The sequence below is a fragment of the Streptomyces sp. NPDC051364 genome (assembly GCF_040682115.1).
Lineage (GTDB): Bacteria > Actinomycetota > Actinomycetes > Streptomycetales > Streptomycetaceae > Streptomyces.
The window spans coordinates 44652-66229 of the sequence record NZ_JBFBAH010000011.1; the positions used below are offsets into that span (position 1 = coordinate 44652).

The following is a 21578-nucleotide window of genomic DNA, read 5'->3' on the forward strand; positions in this document are numbered from 1 at the left end:
CTGCCCCGTGCAGGCCCCCGCAGACGCGGCTGCGCCCCGGCACGGGTGTGCCGGGGCGCAGGGCTGTGCGAGGCGGGCGCGGTTACGTCGGTGCGCCCGAGGTGAAGCGGCGGAGCAGCGGGGAGAGGACGAGCACCGACTTGGTGCGCTCCACGAAGGGCTCGCCCGCGATGCGCTCGAGCACCCGCTCGAAGTGCCTCATGTCGGAGGCGAAGATCTGGACGAGGGCGTCCGCGTCGCCGGTGACGGTCGACGCGGACACCACCTCGGGGTACCGCTCCAACCCCCGCCGGATGTCGTCCGGCGAGGTGTTGTGGCGACAGTAGATCTCGATGAAGCCCTCGGTCTCCCAGCCCATCGCGGCGGGGTCGACGCGGACGGTGAAGCCGGTGATGGCTCCCTCGGCCCGCAGCCGGTCCACGCGTCGCTTCACGGCGGGGGCCGAGAGCCCGACCTCGGAGCCGATGTCCGCGTAGGAGCGGCGGGCGTCCTCGGCGAGGGCGTGCACGATGCGTTCGTCGAGATCGTTCAGTCGCACTGCGGGTGGATCACTTTTCTGCTGTGGCCACTTCTGCCGTGGCCAGTCGGGAGCGGCGGATGCCGTACAGGAAGTAGACCACGAGGCCGACGGCCATCCAGCCACCGAAAGCGACCCAGGTCGCGCCCGGCAGGCTGTACATCATGTAGGCGCAGGCGATGAAGCCGAGGATCGGCGTGACCGGGAACAGCGCCACCTTGAAGGTGCGCGGCATGTCGGGCTTGGTGCGGCGCAGGATGACGACGGCGACGTTGACCAGGGCGAAGGCGAAGAGCGTGCCGATGCTGGTCGCGTTCGCGAGCTCACCCAGGGGGATGAACGCAGCGAGGGCGCCGCAGAACAGGGAGACGATCAGCACGTTGGCGCGCGGGGCGCCGGTCTTCTCGTCGACCTTGGCGAAGACCTTCGGAACGAGGCCGTCGCGGGACATCGCGAAGAGGATGCGGGTCTGGCCGTAGAGGACGGCGAAGACGACGGAGGCGATGGCGACCACGGCGCCGGCGGCGAGGACGACGCCCCAGAAGCTGTGGCCGGTGACGTTGGTCATGATCTGGGCGAGCGCGGCCTCGGTGCCCTCGAAGTCCTGCCACGGCATGGCGCCGACGGCGACGAAGGCAACGAGGACGTACAGGACGGTGACGATGCCGAGCGACAGCATGATCGCGCGGGGCAGGTCCTTCTTCGGGTTCTTGGCTTCCTCACCGGCGGTGGAGGCGGCGTCGAAACCGATGTACGAGAAGAACAGCGTGGAGGCGGCGGCGCTGATGCCGGTGATGCCTAGCGGGGCCAGCGGGGCGTAGTTGCCGGACTTGATGCCCATGACGCCGATGCCGATGAAGAGCACCAGCGTCACGATCTTCACCGCGACCATGATCGAGTTGATCCGGGCGCTCTCCTTGGCGCCGCGCATCAGGAAGACCATGGCGAGCAGGACGACGACCAGCGACGGCAGGTTGATGTAGCCGCCCTCGCCGTACGGCGCGGAGACGACCTTGGGGAGTGTGACGCCTATGGTCCCGTCGAGCAACTCGTTGAGGTACTGGCCCCAGCCGACGGCGACCGCCGCGACGGACACGGCGTACTCCAGGACCAGGCACCAGCCGCAGATCCAGGCGATGAACTCGCCCATGGTGGCGTAGGAGTACGAGTACGAGGAGCCGGAGACCGGCACCGATCCGGCCAGCTCCGCGTAGGAGAGGGCCGAGAACAGCGCGGTCAGGCCCGCGATGATGAAGGAGATCGTCACGGCCGGGCCGGCCTTGGGAGCCGCCTCGCCGAGCACGACGAAGATGCCGGTGCCCAGGGTGGCGCCGATGCTGATCATGGTCAGCTGCCACATGGTGAGCGAGCGGCGCAGGGCGCCGCCCTCACCCTGGCCGCCCTCGGCGACCATCTGCTCGACCGGCTTGCGGCGCAGCAGAGGGTTCACAGGCTTGCGGGGCTCGGTGGCGAGCGGTGGCGCCTGGCCGGTTTCGAGCACGAGGGGACTCCTTTGACACTGCGGATGGGGACTGAGGCATCGACCGCAGCGGTCCGGAGCAGGACACAGACATGAGCCTGGGCATGGGGAGGACCGCCGAGCAGGCGGTCCACGCCACTCCACGTACAGCGAGTGAGCCTACGAGCTGATTGATACCGCCCGTAATGCACCATCCTTGCACATTGCCGCACGATCGTTGCGCGGATCTGTCCTGGATGGTCCTTTGTTGCGCATGGATGATCGATCAATGCGCACGGCACCTTCACCCCCTTTATTGACACCTCGTCAGATCTACCGCAGCATGCCGCCGGGTCAGGCCTGATCGCGCGGGTGCGCTCCGGCGCGGTGAACCGGGCCCGTGCGGGGTACGGGTGAACGCGGTGGCACCGGGGCTGCGGACCCCTCCGACCCCGACACCCACCGACGAGCGGAGGCGCGCAGTGAACGCCGAGAGCACCGCCACGCACTGGCTGGACCCGGGGCCGTTCCTGCGCGGAGTCGCCTGGCTGGACAAGGGGCGCCCGGTACGGGCCGACCCGGCGGACAGCATGCGGCTGCCCTGGGACACCGGCGAGCGGGCCACCCTGCCGATAGGGGTGCGTCTGGAGTTCACGGCGCTGGCGGCGCACGCGGTGGAGATCCGCTACCGGGCGACCGTCCCCGGCCCCACCGACGCGCTGCGCGACCTCGCGCACGGCTTCGCCCTGTGGGACCGCCACGGGGTGGTCCGGGAGGTGTGGACCGAACCGGCCGTGGAGGCCGTCGTACGCGTCGAACTCCCGGTCGGGCCCGGCCCGTTCACCCTGTACCCGCCCGAGGGACAGTCCCCGCTGATCCTCGGGCTGCGCGGGGTCGGCGGCTCCGTGGCCCCGGCGCCGCCCGCACCGCGTTGGGTGGTGCACGGCGACTCGATCACCGAGGGCTGGTGGTCCACCCGGCCCGCCCACGGCTGGCCCGCGGTCGCCGGCCGGGCGCTGGGCTGGGACACCGTCAACCTCGGGTACGCGGGCGCCGCCCGCGGGGAACTCGCCACCGCCGAGCAGCTCGCCGGTCTCCCCGCCGATGTCCTCACCCTCGCCTTCGGCACCAACTGCTGGTCCCGCGTGCCCTTTTCGGCGCCACTGCTGTACGAGACCACCCGCGCGTTCCTCGAGCTGGTCCGCCAGGGGCACCCGCGGACCCCGCTGCTGCTGGTCTCCCCCGTGCTGCGGCCCGACGCCGAACGCACCCCGAACCGGCTCGGCGCCACCCTGGGCGCCCTGCGCGATGCGATGGAGCGGGCCGCCCGCGACCGGATCGCCGCCGGGGACGACCGCCTCGCCCTGCTGCCGGGCCGTGACCTGCTCGGTCCGGAGCACCTGGCGGACGGGCTGCACCCCAATGACACCGGACACCAGGTTCTCGGCCTCGCTGTGGTCACGGCTCTGCGGCGGGCCGGGTTCGATGCCGGGTGAGTGAAACAGCCCACAGGAATCCGTTTGAACAGATCGACCCCGACAGGGCGTGTCCTTCGCAGAGTTGCCGACGCACCGGAGACGGGCGGCGGACACGGAGACACCACACGTGGGAGAGATCAAGATGGGCATCAAGCGCGGAACCACCCTCGCCGCCGTGGCAGTTGTCGTCGCCCTCACGGCGACCGCCTGCGGCGGAGACGACACCAAGGCCGGCGACGCGAAGCCGGCCGGGGCCGCGTCCCAGGCTCCCGCCTCCGGAGCCGGCGACTACGGCTCCGACTACGGCGCGGGATCCGCCGCAGGCGCGGGAGACGCCGCCGGCACCAAGGCCGCAGGGCAGCTCGCGATCGCCCAGAACGAGCAGCTCGGCTCGGTCCTCGCCGACAGCGCCGGCTTCACCCTGTACCGCTTCGACAAGGACACCGCCAAGCCGCCGAAGTCCAACTGCGACGGGGACTGCGCCAAGACCTGGCCGGTCGTCGCGGCCGGCGACGCCACCGCCGCCGCGGGCATGGACCCGTCGGTGCTCGGCGAGGTCGTCCGCACCGACGGCAGCAAGCAGCTGACGGTGGCCGGCTGGCCCGTGTACCGCTACAGCAAGGACACCAAGGCGGGCGAGACCAACGGGCAGGGCGTCGGCGGGACCTGGTTCGCCCTCGCCCCCGACGGCAAGAAGGCCGCGAAGGCGGCCGCCGCACCGGCCGCACCGGCCGCACCGGCCGCCCCGGCCGGCGCGGGCCAGGCCTCTGGCGCGCTGACCGTGGCCAAGGACCCCAAGCTCGGCGAGCACATCGTCGACGGCAACGGCATGACGGTCTACCGCTTCAAGAAGGACACCGCCTGGCCGATGGCCTCCAACTGCACCGGCGACTGCGTGGCCAAGTGGCCGGTGGTGCCCCCGGTGGACAAGGCGAACGCCAAGGGCATCGTGGAGAAGGGCTACTCCGTCCTGGACCGCCCCGACGGCATGAAGCAGCAGGCGATCGACTGCTGGCCCGTCTACACCTTCACGGGTGACAAGAAGGCCGGAGACATCAACGGCCAGGGCGTCGGCGGCACCTGGTACGCGGTCTCCCCCGACGGCAAGCTGATCACCACCTCCTGATCACCACCTCCTGATCCCCTCCTCCTCCCCCTCTCGAACCGCGCGGCCCCCTGCCCCCTCCCCCCGGCAGGCGGGCCGCGCACCGTTCCGCCCCGGCGCACTCGTCCATAGACTCCACCGCATGCTGCGCGTACTGGCCGTCGACGACGAGAAACCGCTCCTCGAGGAACTGCTCTACCTGCTGCGCTCCGACCCCCGGGTGCTGAGCGCCGAGGGCGCCTCGGACGCCACCGAGGCCCTGCGGCGGATCACCCGGGCCCTGGAGACCGGCCCGGACGGGCCCGACGGCATCGACGTGGTCTTCCTCGACATCCACATGGCGGGGCTGACCGGCCTCGACATCGCCCGGCTGCTGGCCGGGTTCGCACAGCCGCCGCTGATCGTGTTCGTCACCGCCCACGAGGGGTTCGCCGTACAGGCCTTCGACCTCAAGGCCGTGGACTACGTGCTCAAGCCCGTCCGCCCGGAGCGGCTCGCCGAGGCCGTCCGGCGGGCCTGCGCCCAGCTCGGCCGGGCCGCCGCGCAGCCGCCCGAGCCCGCGGAACCGGCCGGTCCGGTCGTCCCGGTGCAGCGCCGCCCCGCCCCCGAGGTCACCGTCGCCGACCGCACCGCGGACCAGATCGCCGTCGAACTGGGCGGCGTCACCCGGTTCGTGGCGATCGCCGACATCGCGTACGTCGAAGCCCAGGGCGACTACGCCCGGCTGCACACCGACGAGGGCAGCCACCTGGTCCGCATCCCGCTCTCCACACTGGAGGAGCGCTGGGCGGCCCGCGGGTTCGTCCGCATCCACCGCCGCCACCTGGTGGCGCTCGGCCGGATCGACGAGCTCCGCCTCGACGCCGGCACCACCAGCGTCCGCGTCGGATCGGCCGAGCTCCAGGTCAGCCGCCGCCACGCCCGGCAGCTGCGGGACCTGCTGATGCGCCAGGCGACCGGATAGCCGCACCGTCCGCACAGCCACTCGGCCGACCGCCCGGCGCGCCGACCGTCCGGCGTGCCGGGGCGCCGTTCGTCGCACCGCAAGGGGCGTACGGCGCCCCGCTGCTGCCGTCGGTCGCAGGGCGGGCTCCGGCGCCCGCAGCCGACCCGGCCCGCACCTATCGTGGAGCGGCCGGTCCGGAAGGAACAGGCCGGAACGAGCAGGGGGTGCGGATGGCCGAGATCCAGGCGCTGCTCGACGCGCTGGCCGTACTGCCCCGGACCCCGCCCGCCGGCCCCGCCGAGGCCGAGGTGCTGCTCGCCCGGCTGCGCAGCGCCGCCGCGCGCTGGGCCGACGTACTGTACGAGGCCAACGAGGGGGTCCGGCAGCAGCTGCCGCCCCGCGCGGAGGCGGCCCTGACCCTCGCCTTCCGGCGCGCCGAGGACTCGTACGTGGAGCTGGAGATCGCCCTGCGCGACTGCGCGGAGCATCGCGACCCCGCACGCTGACGCCCCTTTTCGGCCGGTGGGAACGGTCCCGATCGGCCGGGATCACGCCTGTTGCCCGGTCCGCGGGCGTGCGTAGACTCCGGTACCCCCCTGCTCCCCGTGCCGAAGGACCGACCGGTGAACCAGACGTACGCGCTGACCGCGGTCACCGTCGTCGTCCTGGTCACGGTGCTGGTCGGCGCGCTGGGCCTGCGGATATCGCGGACCACCTCCGACTTCTACGTCGCCTCGCGGACGGTGGGGCCCCGGCTCAACGCGGCCGCGATCAGCGGGGAGTACCTCTCCGCGGCCTCCTTCCTCGGGGTGGCCGGGCTGGTGCTGCTCCAGGGGCCCGAGATGCTCTGGTACCCGGTCGGCTACACCGCCGGATACCTGGTGTTGCTCGCGCTGGTGGCGGCCCCGCTGCGGCGCTCGGGGGCGTACACGCTGCCCGACTTCGCCGAGGCCCGGCTGGAGTCGCAGGCGGTGCGCCGCGTCGCGGTGCTGTTCGTGGTCGGGGTGGGCTGGCTGTACCTGCTGCCGCAGCTGCAGGGCGCCGGGCTGACCCTGGAGATCCTGACCGGGGCCCCGCACTGGGTGGGCGGGGTGGTCGTCGCGTTCGTGGTGACCGCGGCCGTCGCGGCCGGCGGGATGCGGAGCATCACCTTCGTGCAGGCCTTCCAGTACTGGCTCAAGCTCACCGCGCTGCTGGTGCCCGCCTTCTTCCTGCTCGCCGCCTGGGCCGGGGACGGCGCGCCCCGGGCCTCGTTCGACGCCCCGGCGGTCTTCCGCGAGCACACCGCCGTCACGCTCGCCGAGGACGTCCGGCTGTCCCTGGACGCGCCGCTGGCGCTGAAGGTCACCGGGCAGGTGGACGGGCGGACGTACGCTGCGGCCCCGCTGACACTGGAGCCCGGGGAGCATTCCGTACGGGCCCGCGCGCGGCTGGAGTTCGCCCCGGACACCCGGGTCCCGCAGACCCGGGCGACGTCCGGGCCGGACGCCTCCCGCTGGTCCGAGCCGCTGGACGGGGACCGGCCGGCGCTCGGCCTGTACGCGACGTACGGGCTGGTACTGGCCACCTTCCTCGGCACCATGGGCCTGCCCCACGTCGCCGTGCGCTTCTACACGAGCCCCAACGGCCGCGACGCGCGGCGCACCACGCTGGTGGTGCTCGGGCTGCTCGGCTGCTTCTACCTGCTGCCGCCGGTGTACGGGGTGCTCGGCCGCACGTACGCGCCGGAGCTCGCCCTCACCGGGGACGCGGACGCGGCGGTGCTGGTGCTGCCGGAGCGGATGCTGGGCGGGGTGCTCGGCGACCTGCTGGGGGCGCTGCTGGCCGGGGGCGCGTTCGCCGCGTTCCTGTCGACGGCTTCGGGGCTGACCATGGCGGTGGCCGGGGTGCTGCACCAGGACGTGCTGCCGACGCGCGGGGTGCGGACGTTCCGGATCGCGGTGCTGGTGGCGATGCTGGTGCCGCTGGCCGGGAGCGTGGCGCTCACCGACGTGCCGGTGGCGGACGCGGTGGGGCTGGCCTTCGCGGTGTCGGCCTCGTCGTTCTGCCCGCTGCTGGTGCTGGGCATCTGGTGGCGCGGGCTGACCCCGCCGGGTGCGGTGGCGGGGCTGGTCACCGGCGGCGGGGCGGCACTGGGCGCGGTGCTGGCGACGCGGGCGGGGCTGCCCCCGGCAGGCTGGGTGCACACGCTGCTGGCGTGGCCGGCGGCGTGGTCGGTACCGCTGGGGTTCCTGACGATGGTGCTCGTGTCGCTGGCCACCCGGTCGCGCGTCCCGGCGGGGACGGCGGCGATCCTGGCCCGGCTGCACCTGCCGGAGAGCGTGACCGGGGCCGGGGCGGGATCCGCGAACGGCGCCCGAGCGGGCGGTGCTCCATGACCGGAGCGGTGCTCACGGTCATGGCCGCGGCGGGCGCGGCCCTGCTGCCGGGCCTGGGGTGGGCCGCCGGCCGGTGGCACGCCCGGCGCGGCGAACGGGCGACCGGCCTGGACCTCGGGACCCCGGTGGAGCGGGCCACCTTCCACACCCTGCACACCGCCTCGCTCGCCGCTCCCCCGCTGCGCGCCGGGCTCACCGAGGACGCCGCCCGCAAGGCCGCCAAACGGCTGCGCTCCCTGCTGGGCACCGAAGCCCTGTGCCTGACCGACCGGGATTCGGTACTGGCCTGGGACGGCCCGGGCGCCGACCACCACCAGCGGCGGGCGATGGCCCGGGTCACCGTGATGCTGAACTCGGGGCGCAGCCAGAGCGTGCGGACCGAGTGCACCCGCCCCGACTGCCCGCTGAAGTGGGCGGTGGTGGCCCCGCTCACCGGCGAGGACGGGATGCTCGGCGCGCTCGTCGCCTACGGTTCGCGCGAGTCGGCGGTGCTGGTGCGGGCCGCGACGGAGGTCGCGCGCTGGGTCTCCGTCCAGCTGGAGCTCTCGGAGCTGGACCGCTCGCGGACCCGGCTGATGGAGGCGGAGATCAAGGCGCTGCGGGCGCAGATCTCCCCGCACTTCATCTTCAACTCCCTCGCCGCGATCGCCTCGTTCGTGCGCACCGATCCGGAGCGCGCCCGGGACCTGCTGCTGGAGTTCGCCGACTTCACGCGCTACTCCTTCCGGCGGCACGGCGAGTTCACCACCCTCGCCGAGGAGCTGCGCTCCATCGAGCAGTACCTGGCCCTGGCCGGGGCCCGGTTCGGGGACCGGCTGAAGGTGACCCTCCAGGTGGCGCCCGAGGTGCTGCCGGTGGCGCTGCCGTTCCTGTGCTTGCAGCCGCTGGTGGAGAACGCCGTCAAGCACGGGCTGGAGGACTCCACCGAGGAGTGCCTGATCACGATCGCCGCCCGGGACGCGGGCGCGGAGGCCGTGATCGTCATCGAGGACAACGGGGTCGGGATGGATCCGGCCCTGCTGCGCCGGATCCTGGCCGGGGAGCGGAGCGGTTCCTCGTCGGGCATCGGGCTGACGAACGTGGACGAGCGGATCCGGCAGGTGTACGGGGACGCGTACGGCCCGGTGATCGAGACGGGGGTCGGCGCAGGCATGAAGATCACCCTGCGGATCCCCAAGTACCGTGCAGGCGTGCACAGTTCAGCGCCGGGTGAGCAGCTCCCCCGCTACTGATCGCCCCGTCGGCATGCCATCCTGGCAGAGGCGCGGACCGGCCGGCGGGGGTACCCCGGCGGCAGCCGGGAGACGTCCGGGGAGGATCGCCGACGTGCGGGTCGGGCGTGAACGACAGCGTGAAGAGTTACGGGACTGGGTGCGCGGCGGTGCCCGGGGCAGCGGGGGCCACCTGATCGTGGAGGGCGAGCCCGGCTCGGGCCGGACCGCCCTGGTGCGCGAGGCGCTGGCCGAGGCGGCCGCCCTGGGCAGCCGGGTGCGCTACGGGGCCGCCGACGCCTTCACGGCAGAACTGCCGCTGCGGGCCGCGCTGGACTGCCTGCACCCCGAGGGGCCCGGCCGGGCGGCCGTGGTCGCGCTGCTCCGGGAGGCCCGGGAGGCGGCGCAGCCCGGCGGGGCGCTGCTGGCGGCCATGGACCTGCTGGTGCGCGGGGTCGAGGAGTGGTGCGCGCCCCGGCGCCCGCTGCTGCTGGTGCTGGACGACCTGCACTGGGCGGACCCGGCCAGCCTGCTGCTGTGGCAGCGCCTGGCCCGGGCGGTGGACCGGCTGCCTCTGCTGCTGGCGGCGACCCGAAGACCGCTGCCCCGGCGGCCCGAGGTGGAGCAGCTCTGCGCCGAGCTGGGCGCGGCCCCGCGCGGGCGCACCCTGCGACTGGAGCCGCTGACCGGGGCGGAGTCGGCCGAGCTGCTCCGCGGAATGCTGGGGGCGGCGCCCGGGCCGCGGCTGCGGGAGGCCGCCGGGCAGGCGGGCGGCAATCCCCGGCTGCTGCGGGACCTGACCACGCAGTGGTCCCGGTTCATCGAGATCACCGGCGTGGCCGGGGACGACGGCGGCAGCGACGCCGCGGAGGCCGCCGCGGTCGCCGAACTGACCCTGCCCGAGCAGGAGTTGCCGGAGCCGCCCGCCTCCCTCCCGCGGGGGATCGGCTATCTCTCCCGCCCCGCGTACACCACCCTGCGGCATGCAGCGCTGCTCGGCCCGGCCTTCACCCCGCGCGAGCTGGCCCTCGTACAGGCCAGACCCGCCCGGGAGGTGCTGGCCGAGCTGGAGGAGCCGCTCCTCGCCGGGCTGCTGGAGGACACCGGCGAGCGGCTGCGCTTCCGGCAGCCGGCGCTGCGCCGGGCCCTGTACGCCGAGCTCCCCCGGGCCGCCCGGGCCGCCCTGCACCAGGACGCGGCCCGGGCCCTGGCCGAGGCCGGGCACGATCCGGAGCGGACCGCCGAACAGCTGCTGGCCGGCGGGGCGTTGGACCGCTGGGCGGTGCACTGGCTGGCCGACTCGGCGCAGTCCTTGATCGCGGCGGCGCCCGGAGCGGCCGCCGAACTGCTGGAGCGGGCCGTCGTGCAGGCCGACTGCGGGGACCGGGACGCCCTGGAAGGCAGCCTCGCGGACGCCGCCCTGATGCTGCGCCGGCCTGAGTCGGTGGAGCTCCTGACCGCGCTGCACGGGCGGGCCACGGATCCCGGGCACCGGGCGGCGCTGGCCTTCAAGCTGGTGTCGGCGCTGATGGTCCAGGGGGACATGGCCCGTTCGCTGGCCGTCACCGAGGACGCGCTGGCGGAGCAGGTCCCCTCGTCCACGCTCCGGCTGCGGCTGGAGGCCTGCCGGGTACTGGCCCTGGCCGATCTGCACTGTCCGGCGCAGGCCCGCACGCTGGCCGTGCCGGTGGTGGCGGAGGCGGCCCGGCTGGGCGATCCGCTGTGCGGGGCGGAGGCCCACCATGCGATGGCCTTCGCGCTGTTCCACCTGGGCCGCGGCCGGGAGTCGCTGCGGCACGTCGCCGAGGGGATCGCCTGCGCCCGGCGCAGCCCCGAGGCCAACGACATGCGGCTGCTGCTCCTCGCCAACCAGGCCGAGGCCCACCTGCGGTTCGACGAGCCGGAGACCGTCGCGGCGGCGCTGCAGGAGGCACGGGAGCTGGCGCTCTCCACCCGCTCGACGGGGCGCCTCGTGGTCACCGAGGCCCGGCTCGCCGAGTTCCACTACCGGCTCGGCGACTGGGACGCGGCGCTCACCGGGGTCGCCCGCGCGCAGGGGCTGCCGGTCTCGGACGGCTGGCTTCCGGTGGTGGTGCACGGGCTGCGGGCCCTCGTACTCGGCCACCGGGACGAGCGCGAGGCGGCGCAGGCCGAGCTCGCGCTGCTCCCGCCGGATGCGTTCGCGGTCCCGGCGGCCCGCCGCTACAGCGGGCACGTGCTCCTGGCCCGCGCCCTGCTGGCGGAGCGCGCGGGCCGCCCGGCCGACGCGGTGCGCGAGCTGCTGCCGGCGCTGGCGGACAGCCCGGACGAGGCGGGGGCGTACGAGCGCCCCTGGGTGCTGTCGGAGATCGTCCGCGTGGCCCTGGACAGCGGGGACACGGCCACGGCCCGGGCGGCGGCGGCGGCCTGCGGGCGGGCGGCGGCGGCCCTGCCCGAGTATCCCGGCCCGGCGCTGGCGCTGCTGCGCTGCCGGGGGCTGTTCGCGCAGGACCCGCAGCTGCTGGCGCAGGCGCTTGAGCGGGCGGAGCGCGGCGGCTGGCCGCTGGTGCTGGGCCATGCGTGGGAGGACCTCGCGGTGGCCCGGGCCTGGCACGGCGACCTGGCGGCGGCGCGGGCGGCGCTGACGCGCGCGGTGGCCGCGTACGAGGACCTGGGCGCCCGGTGGGACACCGCCCGGGCCGACGCCCGGCTGCGGAGCCTGGGCGTCCGGCGCGGCAGCCGCTCGGCGCGGCGGCGGCCGGCCAGCGGGTGGGAGGCGCTGACACCCGCGGAGCTGAAGGTGGCCCAGCTCGTCGCGCAGGGCCGGTCGAACCCGGAGATCGCGGGCGCCCTCTTCCTGTCCACGCGGACGGTGCAGACGCACGTGTCGCACATCCTGGCGAAGCTGCAGGTCCGCTCGCGGGCGGCGGTGGCCGCTCAGGCGGCGGCGCGGCGGTCGGCCCCGGAGCCGGTACGGGGGCCGGGAGCGGAGCCGGTACGGGGGCCCGGGCCGTAGCCGGGCATGGCCTCCCTGAGGGCGCGCAGGGCGTAGTAGGTACGCGACTTGACGGTCCCGGCGGGAACCCCGAGCGCCTCGGCGGCCTCGCACACCGACGCCCCGCGGAAGTAGATCTGCACGAGCACGGCGCGGTGCTCGGGGCTGAGTAATCTCAGCGCGTCGCGGACGTCGAGGACGGCGACGGCCTGCTCGGTGCGGTCGTCGGCGACGGGCATGTGGGCGTCCAGGGCGTCCGGACCGACCTCGGCGGGCCGGACCTGGCGGGCCCGCCGGGCGTCGATGGCGAGGCGCCGGCCGACGGTGTAGAGCCAGGGCCGCATGGACGCGTGGTCGCTCTCCAGCGCCTCGGGGTGTTTCCAGGCACGGAACAGGGTCTCCTGGAGGAGGTCCTCGGCGCGGTGCCGGTCGCCGAAGGTGAGGCCGAGGAGGAACCCGTAGAGGGCTTTGCCGTGTTCGCTGTGCAGTCGCGCGAGGGCGTGCGCGTCGGTGCGGCGGCGGAGGGTACTGGCCACGGGGTGCCCCTTCCAGGTCGGATGACCTGAGCGTGACGGACCCGGCGCCCGGAGTTATCCGCCGCTTGGCGTATCCGCCCGCCACCTGCGCCGACCGGTCGAACGGCACGCCGAACGGTCCCCGGCTGCCAGGGGCCCCGTCCCCGCGAACGCCGGTGGCCCCGGGCCCGTCCGTGGGGACGGGCCCGGGGCCACCGGCAAAAAGGGGACCTAGCTCCAGCTGGCGTGCAGCGGCTTGCCCTCGGCGTAGCCCGCCGCCGACTGGACGCCGACCACGGCCTTCTCCTCGAACTCGGCGAGGGAGCCCGCACCGGCGTAGGTGCACGAGGAACGCACACCCGCGATGATCGAGTCGATCAGGTCCTCGACGCCCGGACGGGCCGGGTCGAGGAACATCCGCGAGGTGGAGATGCCCTCCTCGAACAGGCTCTTGCGCGCCCGGTCGTACGCCGACTCCTCCGACGTGCGGTTCTGCACGGCACGCGCCGAGGCCATGCCGAACGACTCCTTGTAGAGACGGCCGTCGGCGCTCTGCTGGAGGTCGCCCGGGGACTCGTACGTCCCGGCGAACCAGGAGCCGATCATCACGTTCGCGGCGCCGGCGGCCAGCGCCATGGCCACGTCGCGCGGGTGGCGGACACCGCCGTCGGCCCACACGTGCTTGCCGTACTTCTTCGCCTCGGCCGCGCACTCCAGCACCGCGGAGAACTGCGGGCGGCCCACGCCGGTCATCATGCGGGTGGTGCACATGGCGCCGGGGCCCACACCGACCTTGATGATGTCGGCGCCGGCGTCGATGAGGTCCTTGACGCCCTCGGCGGCCACGATGTTGCCGGCCACGATCGGGACCTGCGGGTCCAGCGCGCGCACGGCCTTGATCGCGTTGATCATCGACTCCTGGTGGCCGTGGGCCGTGTCGATGACGATCGTGTCCACGCCCGCGTCGAGCAGCTGCTTGGCCTTCTGCACGAAGTCGCCGTTGATGCCGACGGCCGCCGCGATGCGCAGCTTGCCGTCGGCGTCCGTGGCCGGGGTGTACAGGGTCGCGCGCAGCGCGCCCTTGCGGGTCAGGAGGCCGACGAGCTTGCCGTCTTTGTCGACGGCCGGGGCCAGCTTGCGGTGGCCTGCGTCGAGCTTGTTGAACGCCTCGCGGGGGTCGATGTCGGCGTCGATGAGCAGGAGCTCCTTCGACATGACCTCGGAGAGCTGGGTGAAGCGGTCCACGCCGGTCAGGTCGTGGTCGGTGACGACGCCGACCGGCCGGCCGTCGGCGTCGACGACGACACCGGCGCCGTGGGCCCGCTTGGGCAGCAGCGACAGCGCGTCGGCGACGGTCTGGGTGGGCGCCAGCGTGATCGGGGTGTCGAGCACGAGGTGGCGGGTCTTCACCCAGGAGATGACGTCGGTGACGACCTCGATCGGGATGTCCTGCGGGATGACCACGATGCCGCCGCGGCGGGCGACCGTCTCGGCCATGCGGCGACCCGCGATGGCGGTCATGTTCGCGACGACGAGCGGAATGGTGGTGCCGGTGCCGTCGGGCGAGGAAAGGTCCACGCCCTGGCGGGAACCGACCGCGGAGCGGCTCGGCACCATGAATACGTCGTCGTACGTCAGGTCGTACGGCGGCTTCTGGTCATTGAGGAAACGCACGTGCTGAACATCCCAGTCGATCGAAGGATCCGTCTACGGCCTCGACAGGCAGGGCAGCCGAGGAAACGCACGTACTTCATTCTCCCATGACCCGGCATTAATGCCGCCCGGGCTGATCGTCCAGGACATACCGGGCCCAGTGGTCTGTTCCTACGGGAGTTGGGTCCCGGAGGCGAGCGGGATGCGCCGGATGGGCGGAGAGTGAGGGAAGGGAAGAGCAAGAAGCGGATCCCGAGAAGAGGCGTCCCGACATGCGACGCAGTCCCGCCCTTGCGTTCACCGCAGCACTGCTCCTCGTGTCCGGGCTGGCCCCGGCCGCGGTCCCGGCCGCGGCCGCCCGGGCCCCGCTGCCCGTCGCGGTCTCCGACCCGTACGGGGACGGCTGCCCGCGGGACGGTCTCGGCCCCGGGCTGACCGCCCGGCTGGACCGGGCGATCGAACGCACCCGGCACGCCACGGACTGGAATCCGAGCTGGGGCTGGGCGGCCGCCGCGATGATCTTCGATCTGCACGACCTGCGGCACTGGGCCCGGGTCGTCGCCACCGGCACGCTCCTGTCCCCCGCCACCCAGGCGGAGCGGCTGAAGATGCTCCCCACCGGCCTTCCCGGCAACGACTACGGGCTGGGCATCTTCGACAACCACGGATGGATCGGGCACAACGGCTCGCTCCCCGGATACGAGAACGTGACCGTCTACCTGCCCGCCCAGCGGGCGACCCTGGTCGTCCTGATCAACACCGACATCCACCACCGGGGCGGCGAGCCGAGCACGCTCCTCGCCAAGACGATCACCGGCATCGCGACCCCGGACGACGTGTACGACATCCCGCCCCAGAAGTAGCACCGGCGGTGGGCCGCGCAGGCCCTCATCCCCTCCCGGCCGGCTGGGCGACCTGCACGGCATTCCGGTGGACCGGTCCCCGGCGCTGCGCCAAGGGAACGACGGATCCGCCGTACCGGACCGCAGTGAACTCGGCGGCGATGGACAGGGCCGTCTCCTCGGGGGTGGCGCCGCCCAGGTCCAGCCCGATGGGTGAGCGCAGCCGGGCGAGCGCGGCCTGCGGCACCCCCTCCTCGCGCAGCCGCTGCTCGCGTTCGGCGTGGGTGCGCCGCGATCCCATGGCTCCCACGTAGCCCAGCGGCAGCCGGAGTGCGAGGGCCAGCAGGGGTACGTCGAACTTGGCGTCGTGGGTGAGGACGCAGACCGCCGTACGGGAGTCCAGCCGGCCCGCCTCCCATTCGGCGGCCAGGTGCCGGTGCGGCCAGTCCACGACCACCTCGTCGGCGTCGGGGAAGCGGGCCGGCGTCGCGAAGACGGGCCGGGCGTCGCAGACGGTGACCCGGTGCCCCAGGAAGGCCCCGATCCGGGCCAGAGCGGAGGCGAAGTCGATGGCCCCGTAGACGATCAGCCGGGGCGGTTCGGCGGCGGATTCGACCAGCAGGGTGAGCGGCTGCCCGCACAGCCCGCCCGCCGTGCCGAGCTCGGCGGTCCCGGTGCGCCCGGCCAGCAGCAGGTCCCGTATGTGCCCGGCGGCGGCCCGGTCCAGGGCCGGCTCGCCGCCCAGGCAGCCCTCGTAGGATCCGTCGGGGTGGACGGCGAGGGCCCGGCCGAGCTGCGGCGGCGGGCCGGAGACCACCCGGGCCAGCGCGGCCCGGGCGCCTGCGGCGGCGGCCTCGAGCACGGAGCCGAGGACGGGCCGCACCGGGTCGTGCCCGCGCACCGGGGTGACGAGCACGTCCAGGACTCCCCCGCAGGTCAGGCCGACGGCGAAGGCGTCGTCGTCGCTGTACCCGAAGCGGTGCACGCCGCCTTCGCCGGAGGCGATCGCGTCGAGGCACAGCTCGTGCACGGCGGATTCCACGCAGCCCCCGGAGAGGGAGCCGAGCGCGGTGCCGCCGGCGTCGACGGCCAGGGAGGCGCCCGGGCCGCGCGGCGCGCTCCCGCTGACGGCGACCACGGTGGCCAGGGCGAATTCGCGGTGCGCGGAGCACCACGCGCGGAGTTCCTCGGCGATGTCGAGCATCAGCGGATGTACTCGCGTCTCGCGCTCTGGCCGGGGATCAGCGGCCGCGGCGGCAGCACCGGCGGCGGGCCGGTGCGCGCCACCGGGCCGGGCGCTCCGGTACGGGACACGTGCCCGGGCGCCCCGCCGAGCGGGGGCCGGACGTGCCCGGGGAAGCCGTCGGGGATCCTGCCGCGCGCACCGAGCAGCATCGAGGCGTGGGCGACACTCGCGAGCGTGGCGTGGTGGTGCCAGCCACGGAAGGAGCGGCCCTCGAAATCACGGATGCCTACGGGTTCGCAGGTCTCGGTGAAATCGAGGGATACCCGGTCGGTGAGTTTGGCGAGGAGGAAGAGCTGGGCCAGCGGCCGGTCGCCGATGTTCGTGATCCAGAACTCGGAGGGCAGCAGGGCGGCTTCGCTCCAGGCGCCGACGAGCAGCAGCGGGGTGGGCGGCAGGGGTACGGACCTGTCCTCGCCGGGGGTCGCGAGGATGGCGGCCGAGGTCAGCAGGGTCACTGCCCCTTCGGCGCGGCCGTGCCGGGTCCATTCGACGACGCGCCGCTGGGAGCGCAGGGAGTCGATGAGTTCGCGGGCGGGCGCGGTGTGCGGCCCGGGCTTGTGCCGGCCGGCGCCGCCGAAGGAGACGGGCAGCGAGCCGTCGACCTTGAAGACGAAAGGGATGTCCTGCAGGGCGAAGGACTCGATGCTCTGCGGGATGTCGGTGTTGGCGACCTCCATCACCACGGGCCGGCGCTGGAGTTGCCAGCTGGCGGCCATCCGCTGGACGGCGTGTACGGCGTCCTGGGCGGGGGTGAGCGAGCGTGCCGTGTCGGGGATGCCGGCCCTCCGGCGGCGCAGCAGCTCGCTCGTCCAGGGCCCGGGGAGGGTGAGGGTCCATTCGACGGGGAAGCTGGCCTCGCTGGAGGCGAGCCAGATGCCACTGGCCTGCTGGCAGTTGGCGGTACGGCCGAGCTGGGGGACGAACTGCCGGCCCACGCCGACCGAGCGGTCGCCAGCCTTCTCTATCACCATGGGCTGGACCACCCAGGCCAGCGGGCGCTGGGCGGTGCGTTCGAGGTACTGGGCGAGGGAGCGGCGTACAGGGGTCCAGTCCCAGGGGGACTTGCTGATGAACTGCTGGAGGCTCTGCTCGACGGAACTGGCCCCGGTTCCGGCGATGTTACGGATTGTTTTCTTCCCGCTGGTCCGCACCAGGCCGTTGAGATAAACGCGGGCCCAGTTTCGCTGGTCCCGCCGGGGTAAGGACTCGAAAAAAAGAGAGATCAGGACGTCGATCAATTCGGAGATTTCCTTCGTGGAATCCTCCGGAAGGACTACGCGAGCCATCTGGGCCTCCCCCGCGACCACTAGATCCAATACCCTACTTGACCGTGCAGAACGGCCGTAGGCCACGGCGGCTACTTCCTGAGGTCGCTGGCAGATTCGAGCCGCTCTTCCTCTACCACGAGGGGGATGGGGATCTGGTTCGCCGCATAGTAGATCGCGATGACGAAGTGTGCGACGAGAGTGAGCGGTGCGGAGAAGAAGGACAGGAGAACGGTCAAGGGGTAGGCCACGGCGCCGAGGCCGAAGCGTACGCGGGTGGCCCGGGCGCCGTCTTTGTCCACCCGTTCGTGGAACAGGTGGCCGACGCGGGTGACGTACCACCAGAAGGCCAGGAACGCCAGCGCGTAGACGACGGTGACCGAACTGTAGAGGACCGCGGCGGCGTTGGCGGAGCCGCCCTCCTCGACGAGGTGCTCGGCGAGCACGGTGGTGGTGTACGGAATCACCGACACCACCATCAGCACCATGAGATTCAGGAACAACAGCGGACGGTCCACCCGCTTGAGGTGACTGAAGATGGTGTGGTGGTTCACCCACATCACGCCGATGATGAGGAAACTCACCACGTATGCGGCATAGTGCGGCCACTGTTCCCAGACGCCGTGCCAGAAGTCCGATCCCGTTTCCTCCGGAACCTTTAGTTCCAGAACGAGAATCGTGATGACGATGGCGAATACCCCGTCACTGAATGCCTCGACACGCCCGGTTTCGCGTTCCATGACCTCCCCTTTGCCATTTCACCAGCCAGGCCCTCGCCGCGGTCTCCGGCGGGGCCTGCGTGTGCGGGAAGGGCGCTGCCTTCGCCCTCCCCGCACACGCTACCCAGATATCGGTGGTCAGCCGCCGAAACCGGCGGTCTGGCGCCAGATCCGGCCATCGCGGACCACAAGTGTCCCGAACGCGTGCTCCGGTTCGCCGTTCAGATTCATGATCGCGCGGTAGAAGATCGTGTCCTCGGTCTCGATGTACTCCTGGAGTTCCACCAGCGTGGGCTTCACCGTCAGGTAGCCCGTGAACGTCTCGCGCACGGCTTCGATCCCGACCGAGACCCCCTCGAAGCGCAGCAGGACGGCGTCGTCGGTGTAGTTCTTCATCACCGCCTCGATGTCCAGGGCGGCCAGCGCCTCCATCTGGCGGACGAACACCGGGTGCAGCTTGGAGATGTCGTACTTGGCCATGTCGACTCCGTTTCAGTGGGTGGAGGTGGGTTCATCAGGTGTTTCGGCGCAGGCGGCCGCCGTGAGCGGCAGCCGTACGACCATCCGGGTCTCGCCGGGACGCGAGCGGGCGGTGATCGAGCCGTGGTGGCGCTGGGTCACGATGCGGTAGCTGAGGTGCAGTCCGAGGCCCGTGCCCTTCCCCACGTCCTTGGTCGTGTAGAAGGGTTCGAAGATCCGCGGCAGGGAGTCCTCGGGGATGCCCCGGCCGGTGTCGGCGATCTCCACGACGAGGCAGACGCCCTCGGCGCGGACCCGCAGCGTGAGCGTGCCGGCGCCCTCCATGGCCTCGGCCGAGTTGTCGACCAGGTTGGTCCACACCTGGTTCAACTCGCTCGGGTAGCCCGTCAGTTCGGGCAGGCCGGGTTCGTACTCACGCACGATGGTGATCCCGGCGAGCTTGGATCGCAGCACGACCAGCGTGTTCTCGATCCCGTCGGCCACTGCGAAACGCTGTTCGGGCGCCCGGTCGAGATTGGCGTAATCCCGGGTGGCGGCGACCAGTTGGGAGATCCTCGGCCCGGCCGCGCGCAGTTCCGCGGCGAGCGAGCGGATCTCCAGCAGGGCCGCCAGGTGGTCCAGGGCCGCGGGCAGGGCCGGCTCCCCGACCCCTTCCAGCCGCTCCAGCAGCCAGCCCAGTTCCAGCCCGAGGTCCGAGATCCCCGAGCCGAGCAGCCCGGGCCGTTCGGTGCCCGCCTCCTCGGCCCAGTCGGCGATCTCCTCCTCGGCATCGGCCTGGGCGAGCGGATCGGAGGTGACCGGCGGCGGCAGCTTGTCGAGCTCCTCGGCCAGCCGGTCGAGTACGGAGCGCTCCGCGCCCGTCGCGGCGGCGCCCCAGGCCTGGGCGGTCCGGGTGAGCCCCTCCAGGGCCGGTGCCAGCTCCTGGGCGGCCCGGGCCACGGCGGCCGCCGGGTTGTTCAGCTCGTGCGCGAGGCCGGCGGCCAGGGTGCCGAGCGCCTCGACGGTGGCCCGCTTGCGGGCCTGCACCTCGGAGGACTTGATCCGCCAGGCCAGCACCGGGATCAGCACGGCCGCCACCCCGTGGCAGCGGGTCAGCATCTCGAAGAACACCGGCTTCGGGTACGCGACGACGGTGGTCGCCGGCCCGCTCGCGGCGGCGGTGGCCACGTACGCGCCGTCCGTCAGCAGCGGCAGCTCGCCGGTGAAGCGGTGCGCGGCGGAGGGCTTTCCGTCGTGCTCCTCGGCGGCGGCGCTCTCCTCCTCGGTGGAGTGCCGGGTGAGCACCTCCTCCCGGCCGTCCACGACCTTGGTGACGACCAGCCCGCCGGCGAGCAGGACGTGGAAGCCGGTGGCCTCCTCGCCGTCCCGGAAGAGGACCTCCCCGTCGGCGAGCACCCGGGGCTCGGAGACGGAGGCCAGCCAGTCCAGCTGGTCCTCGGTGAGACCGGCGAAGACCTCCAGCCCGAGCAGGGCCGACCGCAGCTCGGCGGCGCTCATGTCGGCAGCCTTCATGTGGTGCTCCCTTCGGCCCGGGTGCGGGCGGCGAGCCGCAGCGTGACGAACAGGGCCAGCGCGCACACCCCGGCGACGGCGGCCATGAAGCCGACCGAGGTGCGGTGCAGTCCGTGGATGTTGGTGAGCATTCCGGCGAGCACCGCAGGCACGCTCATCGCGAGGTACGCGAAGACGTAGACGGCGGCTGTCAGTTCGCCGCGGTGCGCCGGCTCGGCCAGCGCGCTCAGCGCCCGGAAGGAGCCGAGGAACGCCGCGCCCCAGCCGCTGCCGAGGACGGCCGTGGCCACGAGGAACACCGGCGCCGAGCCGAGGCCCAGCGCGAGCAGGACGAGGCCGAGCCCGGCCAGCAGGCCGCACAGGCCCAGGACGGCGGTGCGCAGCGCCTCGGTGCGGCCCAGCAGCAGCTGCGCCGCGGTGGCGGCGCCCGCGAGCAGGGCCACGGTGGCCCCGCCGACCAGGTAGTTGGTGCTGTGGAGGAGCGAGAGGGCCAGGTGCGGCCCGAGGGAGAGGTAGAACCCGCCGACCGACCAGACGGCGACGATGGTCAGGACGAGGATCGCGAACCGGCCCCGAACGGCGGCCGGGACGTGGATCCGGCGTGCGCTGATCCGCATCCGGCCGCCGGAGCGGGCCTCGGGAGCGCTCTCACGCATCCTGAACACCCCCACCAACGTCACCGCGAAGGCGGCGACCAGCAGCAGGTAGCTGAGCACGGTCGGGGCGGGCGCGTACTGGACGAGCAGCCCGGCCCCGATCCCGCCGAGCCCGATCCCCACCGTCGGCCCCGCGCTGTTGACCTGGGCGCCGAGCGCCGGCCGCGAGCGGGGGGTGAGTTCGAGCAGGGCGGCGCCCATCGCCCCGGTGGCCAGGCCCACCGCGAGCCCCTGCACGGCGCGGGCGGCCAGCAGCAGCCCGAGCCCCTGGGCCCCGGCGAACAGCCCCATGGAGACGATCGCCAGGACCAGGCCGACGCCCAGCACGGGGCGCCGGCCCAGGGTGTCCGAGAGGGACCCGAACAGCAGGAGCCCGATCAGCACGGTGACCGCGTACAGCGCGAACACCACCGTGATCATGCCGGAGGACAGGCCCCATCTCTCCTGGTAGAGCACGTAGAGGGCGGAGGGTACGGACGAGGAGAGCATCAGCAGGACGAGGACCGCCCCGACCACCCAGAAGCCGGAGCCTCTGGGTGCCGCGGCCGCCGCCTGGGCGGCCGGTGGTGACGGAACCCCCGTGGTCGTCCTGGACAATTCGGCCACTGCGTCAACTCCCCGT

18 protein-coding genes are annotated in these 21578 nt (G+C 73.2%); 8 read left to right on the top strand and 10 right to left on the bottom strand.

Annotated elements, in window-relative coordinates; translation table 11 throughout:
* Positions 1 to 82: 82 nt before the first annotated feature.
* The gene (locus AB0M76_RS23230) at positions 83 to 538 is read right to left on the bottom strand and encodes an Lrp/AsnC family transcriptional regulator (RefSeq protein ID WP_150210868.1); all 456 of its coding nucleotides are present in this window, start codon (positions 536 to 538) and stop codon (positions 83 to 85) included.
* A gap of 10 nt (positions 539 to 548) precedes the next feature.
* Positions 549 to 2018, bottom strand: a complete 1470-nt coding sequence (locus tag AB0M76_RS23235; protein ID WP_365954705.1) for an amino acid transporter — start codon at positions 2016 to 2018, stop codon at positions 549 to 551.
* Between the two features lie 440 nt (positions 2019 to 2458).
* Between AB0M76_RS23235 and AB0M76_RS23240 the strand changes: the two genes are divergently transcribed.
* The 7 genes from AB0M76_RS23240 to AB0M76_RS23270 all read left to right on the top strand — a co-directional run bounded on the left by AB0M76_RS23240 (position 2459) and on the right by AB0M76_RS23270 (position 12089).
* A complete protein-coding gene (locus AB0M76_RS23240) occupies positions 2459 to 3472 on the top strand; it encodes a GDSL-type esterase/lipase family protein (protein WP_365954706.1) in 1014 nt (337 codons plus the stop codon).
* A 109-nt stretch (positions 3473 to 3581) separates the two neighbouring features.
* Positions 3582 to 4580, top strand: a complete 999-nt coding sequence (locus AB0M76_RS23245; RefSeq protein ID WP_365954707.1) for an SCO0930 family lipoprotein — start codon at positions 3582 to 3584, stop codon at positions 4578 to 4580.
* Positions 4581 to 4701: 121 nt separating this feature from the next.
* Complete coding sequence (locus tag AB0M76_RS23250) at positions 4702 to 5523, top strand: LytTR family DNA-binding domain-containing protein (RefSeq protein WP_328621993.1); 822 nt, start codon at positions 4702 to 4704, stop codon at positions 5521 to 5523.
* 212 nt (positions 5524 to 5735) lie between these two features.
* Complete coding sequence (locus tag AB0M76_RS23255) at positions 5736 to 6011, top strand: hypothetical protein (RefSeq protein ID WP_266631181.1); 276 nt, start codon at positions 5736 to 5738, stop codon at positions 6009 to 6011.
* Between the two features lie 117 nt (positions 6012 to 6128).
* Positions 6129 to 7883, top strand: a complete 1755-nt coding sequence (locus tag AB0M76_RS23260) for a cation acetate symporter (RefSeq protein WP_365954708.1) — start codon at positions 6129 to 6131, stop codon at positions 7881 to 7883.
* Positions 7880 to 9115: a histidine kinase gene (locus AB0M76_RS23265; RefSeq protein WP_365954709.1), complete on the top strand. Its 1236-nt coding sequence runs from the start codon at positions 7880 to 7882 to the stop codon at positions 9113 to 9115. Before AB0M76_RS23260 ends, AB0M76_RS23265 begins: the two co-directional genes overlap by 4 nt.
* 94 nt (positions 9116 to 9209) lie before the next feature.
* Positions 9210 to 12089, top strand: coding sequence for an AAA family ATPase (locus AB0M76_RS23270; protein ID WP_365954711.1), 2880 nt, complete (start codon positions 9210 to 9212; stop codon positions 12087 to 12089).
* Here the strand turns inward: AB0M76_RS23270 and AB0M76_RS23275 are convergent.
* Both AB0M76_RS23275 and AB0M76_RS23280 read right to left on the bottom strand, forming a co-directional pair.
* Positions 12011 to 12604 (bottom strand): sigma-70 family RNA polymerase sigma factor, encoded by a 594-nt coding sequence (locus tag AB0M76_RS23275; RefSeq protein ID WP_365954712.1) that lies wholly within the window; start codon positions 12602 to 12604, stop codon positions 12011 to 12013. The genes AB0M76_RS23270 and AB0M76_RS23275 overlap by 79 nt on opposite strands.
* 210 nt (positions 12605 to 12814) lie before the next feature.
* Positions 12815 to 14257: a GuaB1 family IMP dehydrogenase-related protein gene (locus AB0M76_RS23280; protein ID WP_365954713.1), complete on the bottom strand. Its 1443-nt coding sequence runs from the start codon at positions 14255 to 14257 to the stop codon at positions 12815 to 12817.
* Positions 14258 to 14508: 251 nt separating this feature from the next.
* On the opposite strand from AB0M76_RS23280, the gene AB0M76_RS23285 reads away from it, so the two are divergent.
* Positions 14509 to 15099: a serine hydrolase gene (locus AB0M76_RS23285; RefSeq protein WP_365954714.1), complete on the top strand. Its 591-nt coding sequence runs from the start codon at positions 14509 to 14511 to the stop codon at positions 15097 to 15099.
* 25 nt (positions 15100 to 15124) lie between these two features.
* Here AB0M76_RS23285 and AB0M76_RS23290 read toward each other — a convergent pair whose 3' ends face one another.
* The 6 genes from AB0M76_RS23290 to AB0M76_RS23315 form a co-directional block, all read right to left on the bottom strand.
* Positions 15125 to 16282 carry an XdhC/CoxI family protein gene (locus AB0M76_RS23290; RefSeq protein WP_365954715.1) on the bottom strand — a complete coding sequence of 386 codons (1158 nt, stop codon included), beginning with the start codon at positions 16280 to 16282 and terminating at the stop codon, positions 15125 to 15127.
* Positions 16282 to 17610 carry a transposase gene (locus AB0M76_RS23295; protein ID WP_365954716.1) on the bottom strand — a complete coding sequence of 443 codons (1329 nt, stop codon included), beginning with the start codon at positions 17608 to 17610 and terminating at the stop codon, positions 16282 to 16284. Before AB0M76_RS23295 ends, AB0M76_RS23290 begins: the two co-directional genes overlap by 1 nt.
* Positions 17611 to 17681: 71 nt before the next feature.
* Positions 17682 to 18329: a TMEM175 family protein gene (locus AB0M76_RS23300; RefSeq protein ID WP_365954717.1), complete on the bottom strand. Its 648-nt coding sequence runs from the start codon at positions 18327 to 18329 to the stop codon at positions 17682 to 17684.
* Between the two features lie 117 nt (positions 18330 to 18446).
* The gene (locus tag AB0M76_RS23305; RefSeq protein WP_030656331.1) at positions 18447 to 18788 is read right to left on the bottom strand and encodes a nuclear transport factor 2 family protein; all 342 of its coding nucleotides are present in this window, start codon (positions 18786 to 18788) and stop codon (positions 18447 to 18449) included.
* Between the two features lie 12 nt (positions 18789 to 18800).
* A complete protein-coding gene (locus tag AB0M76_RS23310) occupies positions 18801 to 20300 on the bottom strand; it encodes an ATP-binding protein (protein ID WP_365954718.1) in 1500 nt (499 codons plus the stop codon).
* The gene (locus AB0M76_RS23315) at positions 20297 to 21562 is read right to left on the bottom strand and encodes an MFS transporter (RefSeq protein WP_365954719.1); all 1266 of its coding nucleotides are present in this window, start codon (positions 21560 to 21562) and stop codon (positions 20297 to 20299) included. Before AB0M76_RS23315 ends, AB0M76_RS23310 begins: the two co-directional genes overlap by 4 nt.
* Positions 21563 to 21578: the final 16 nt, after the last annotated feature.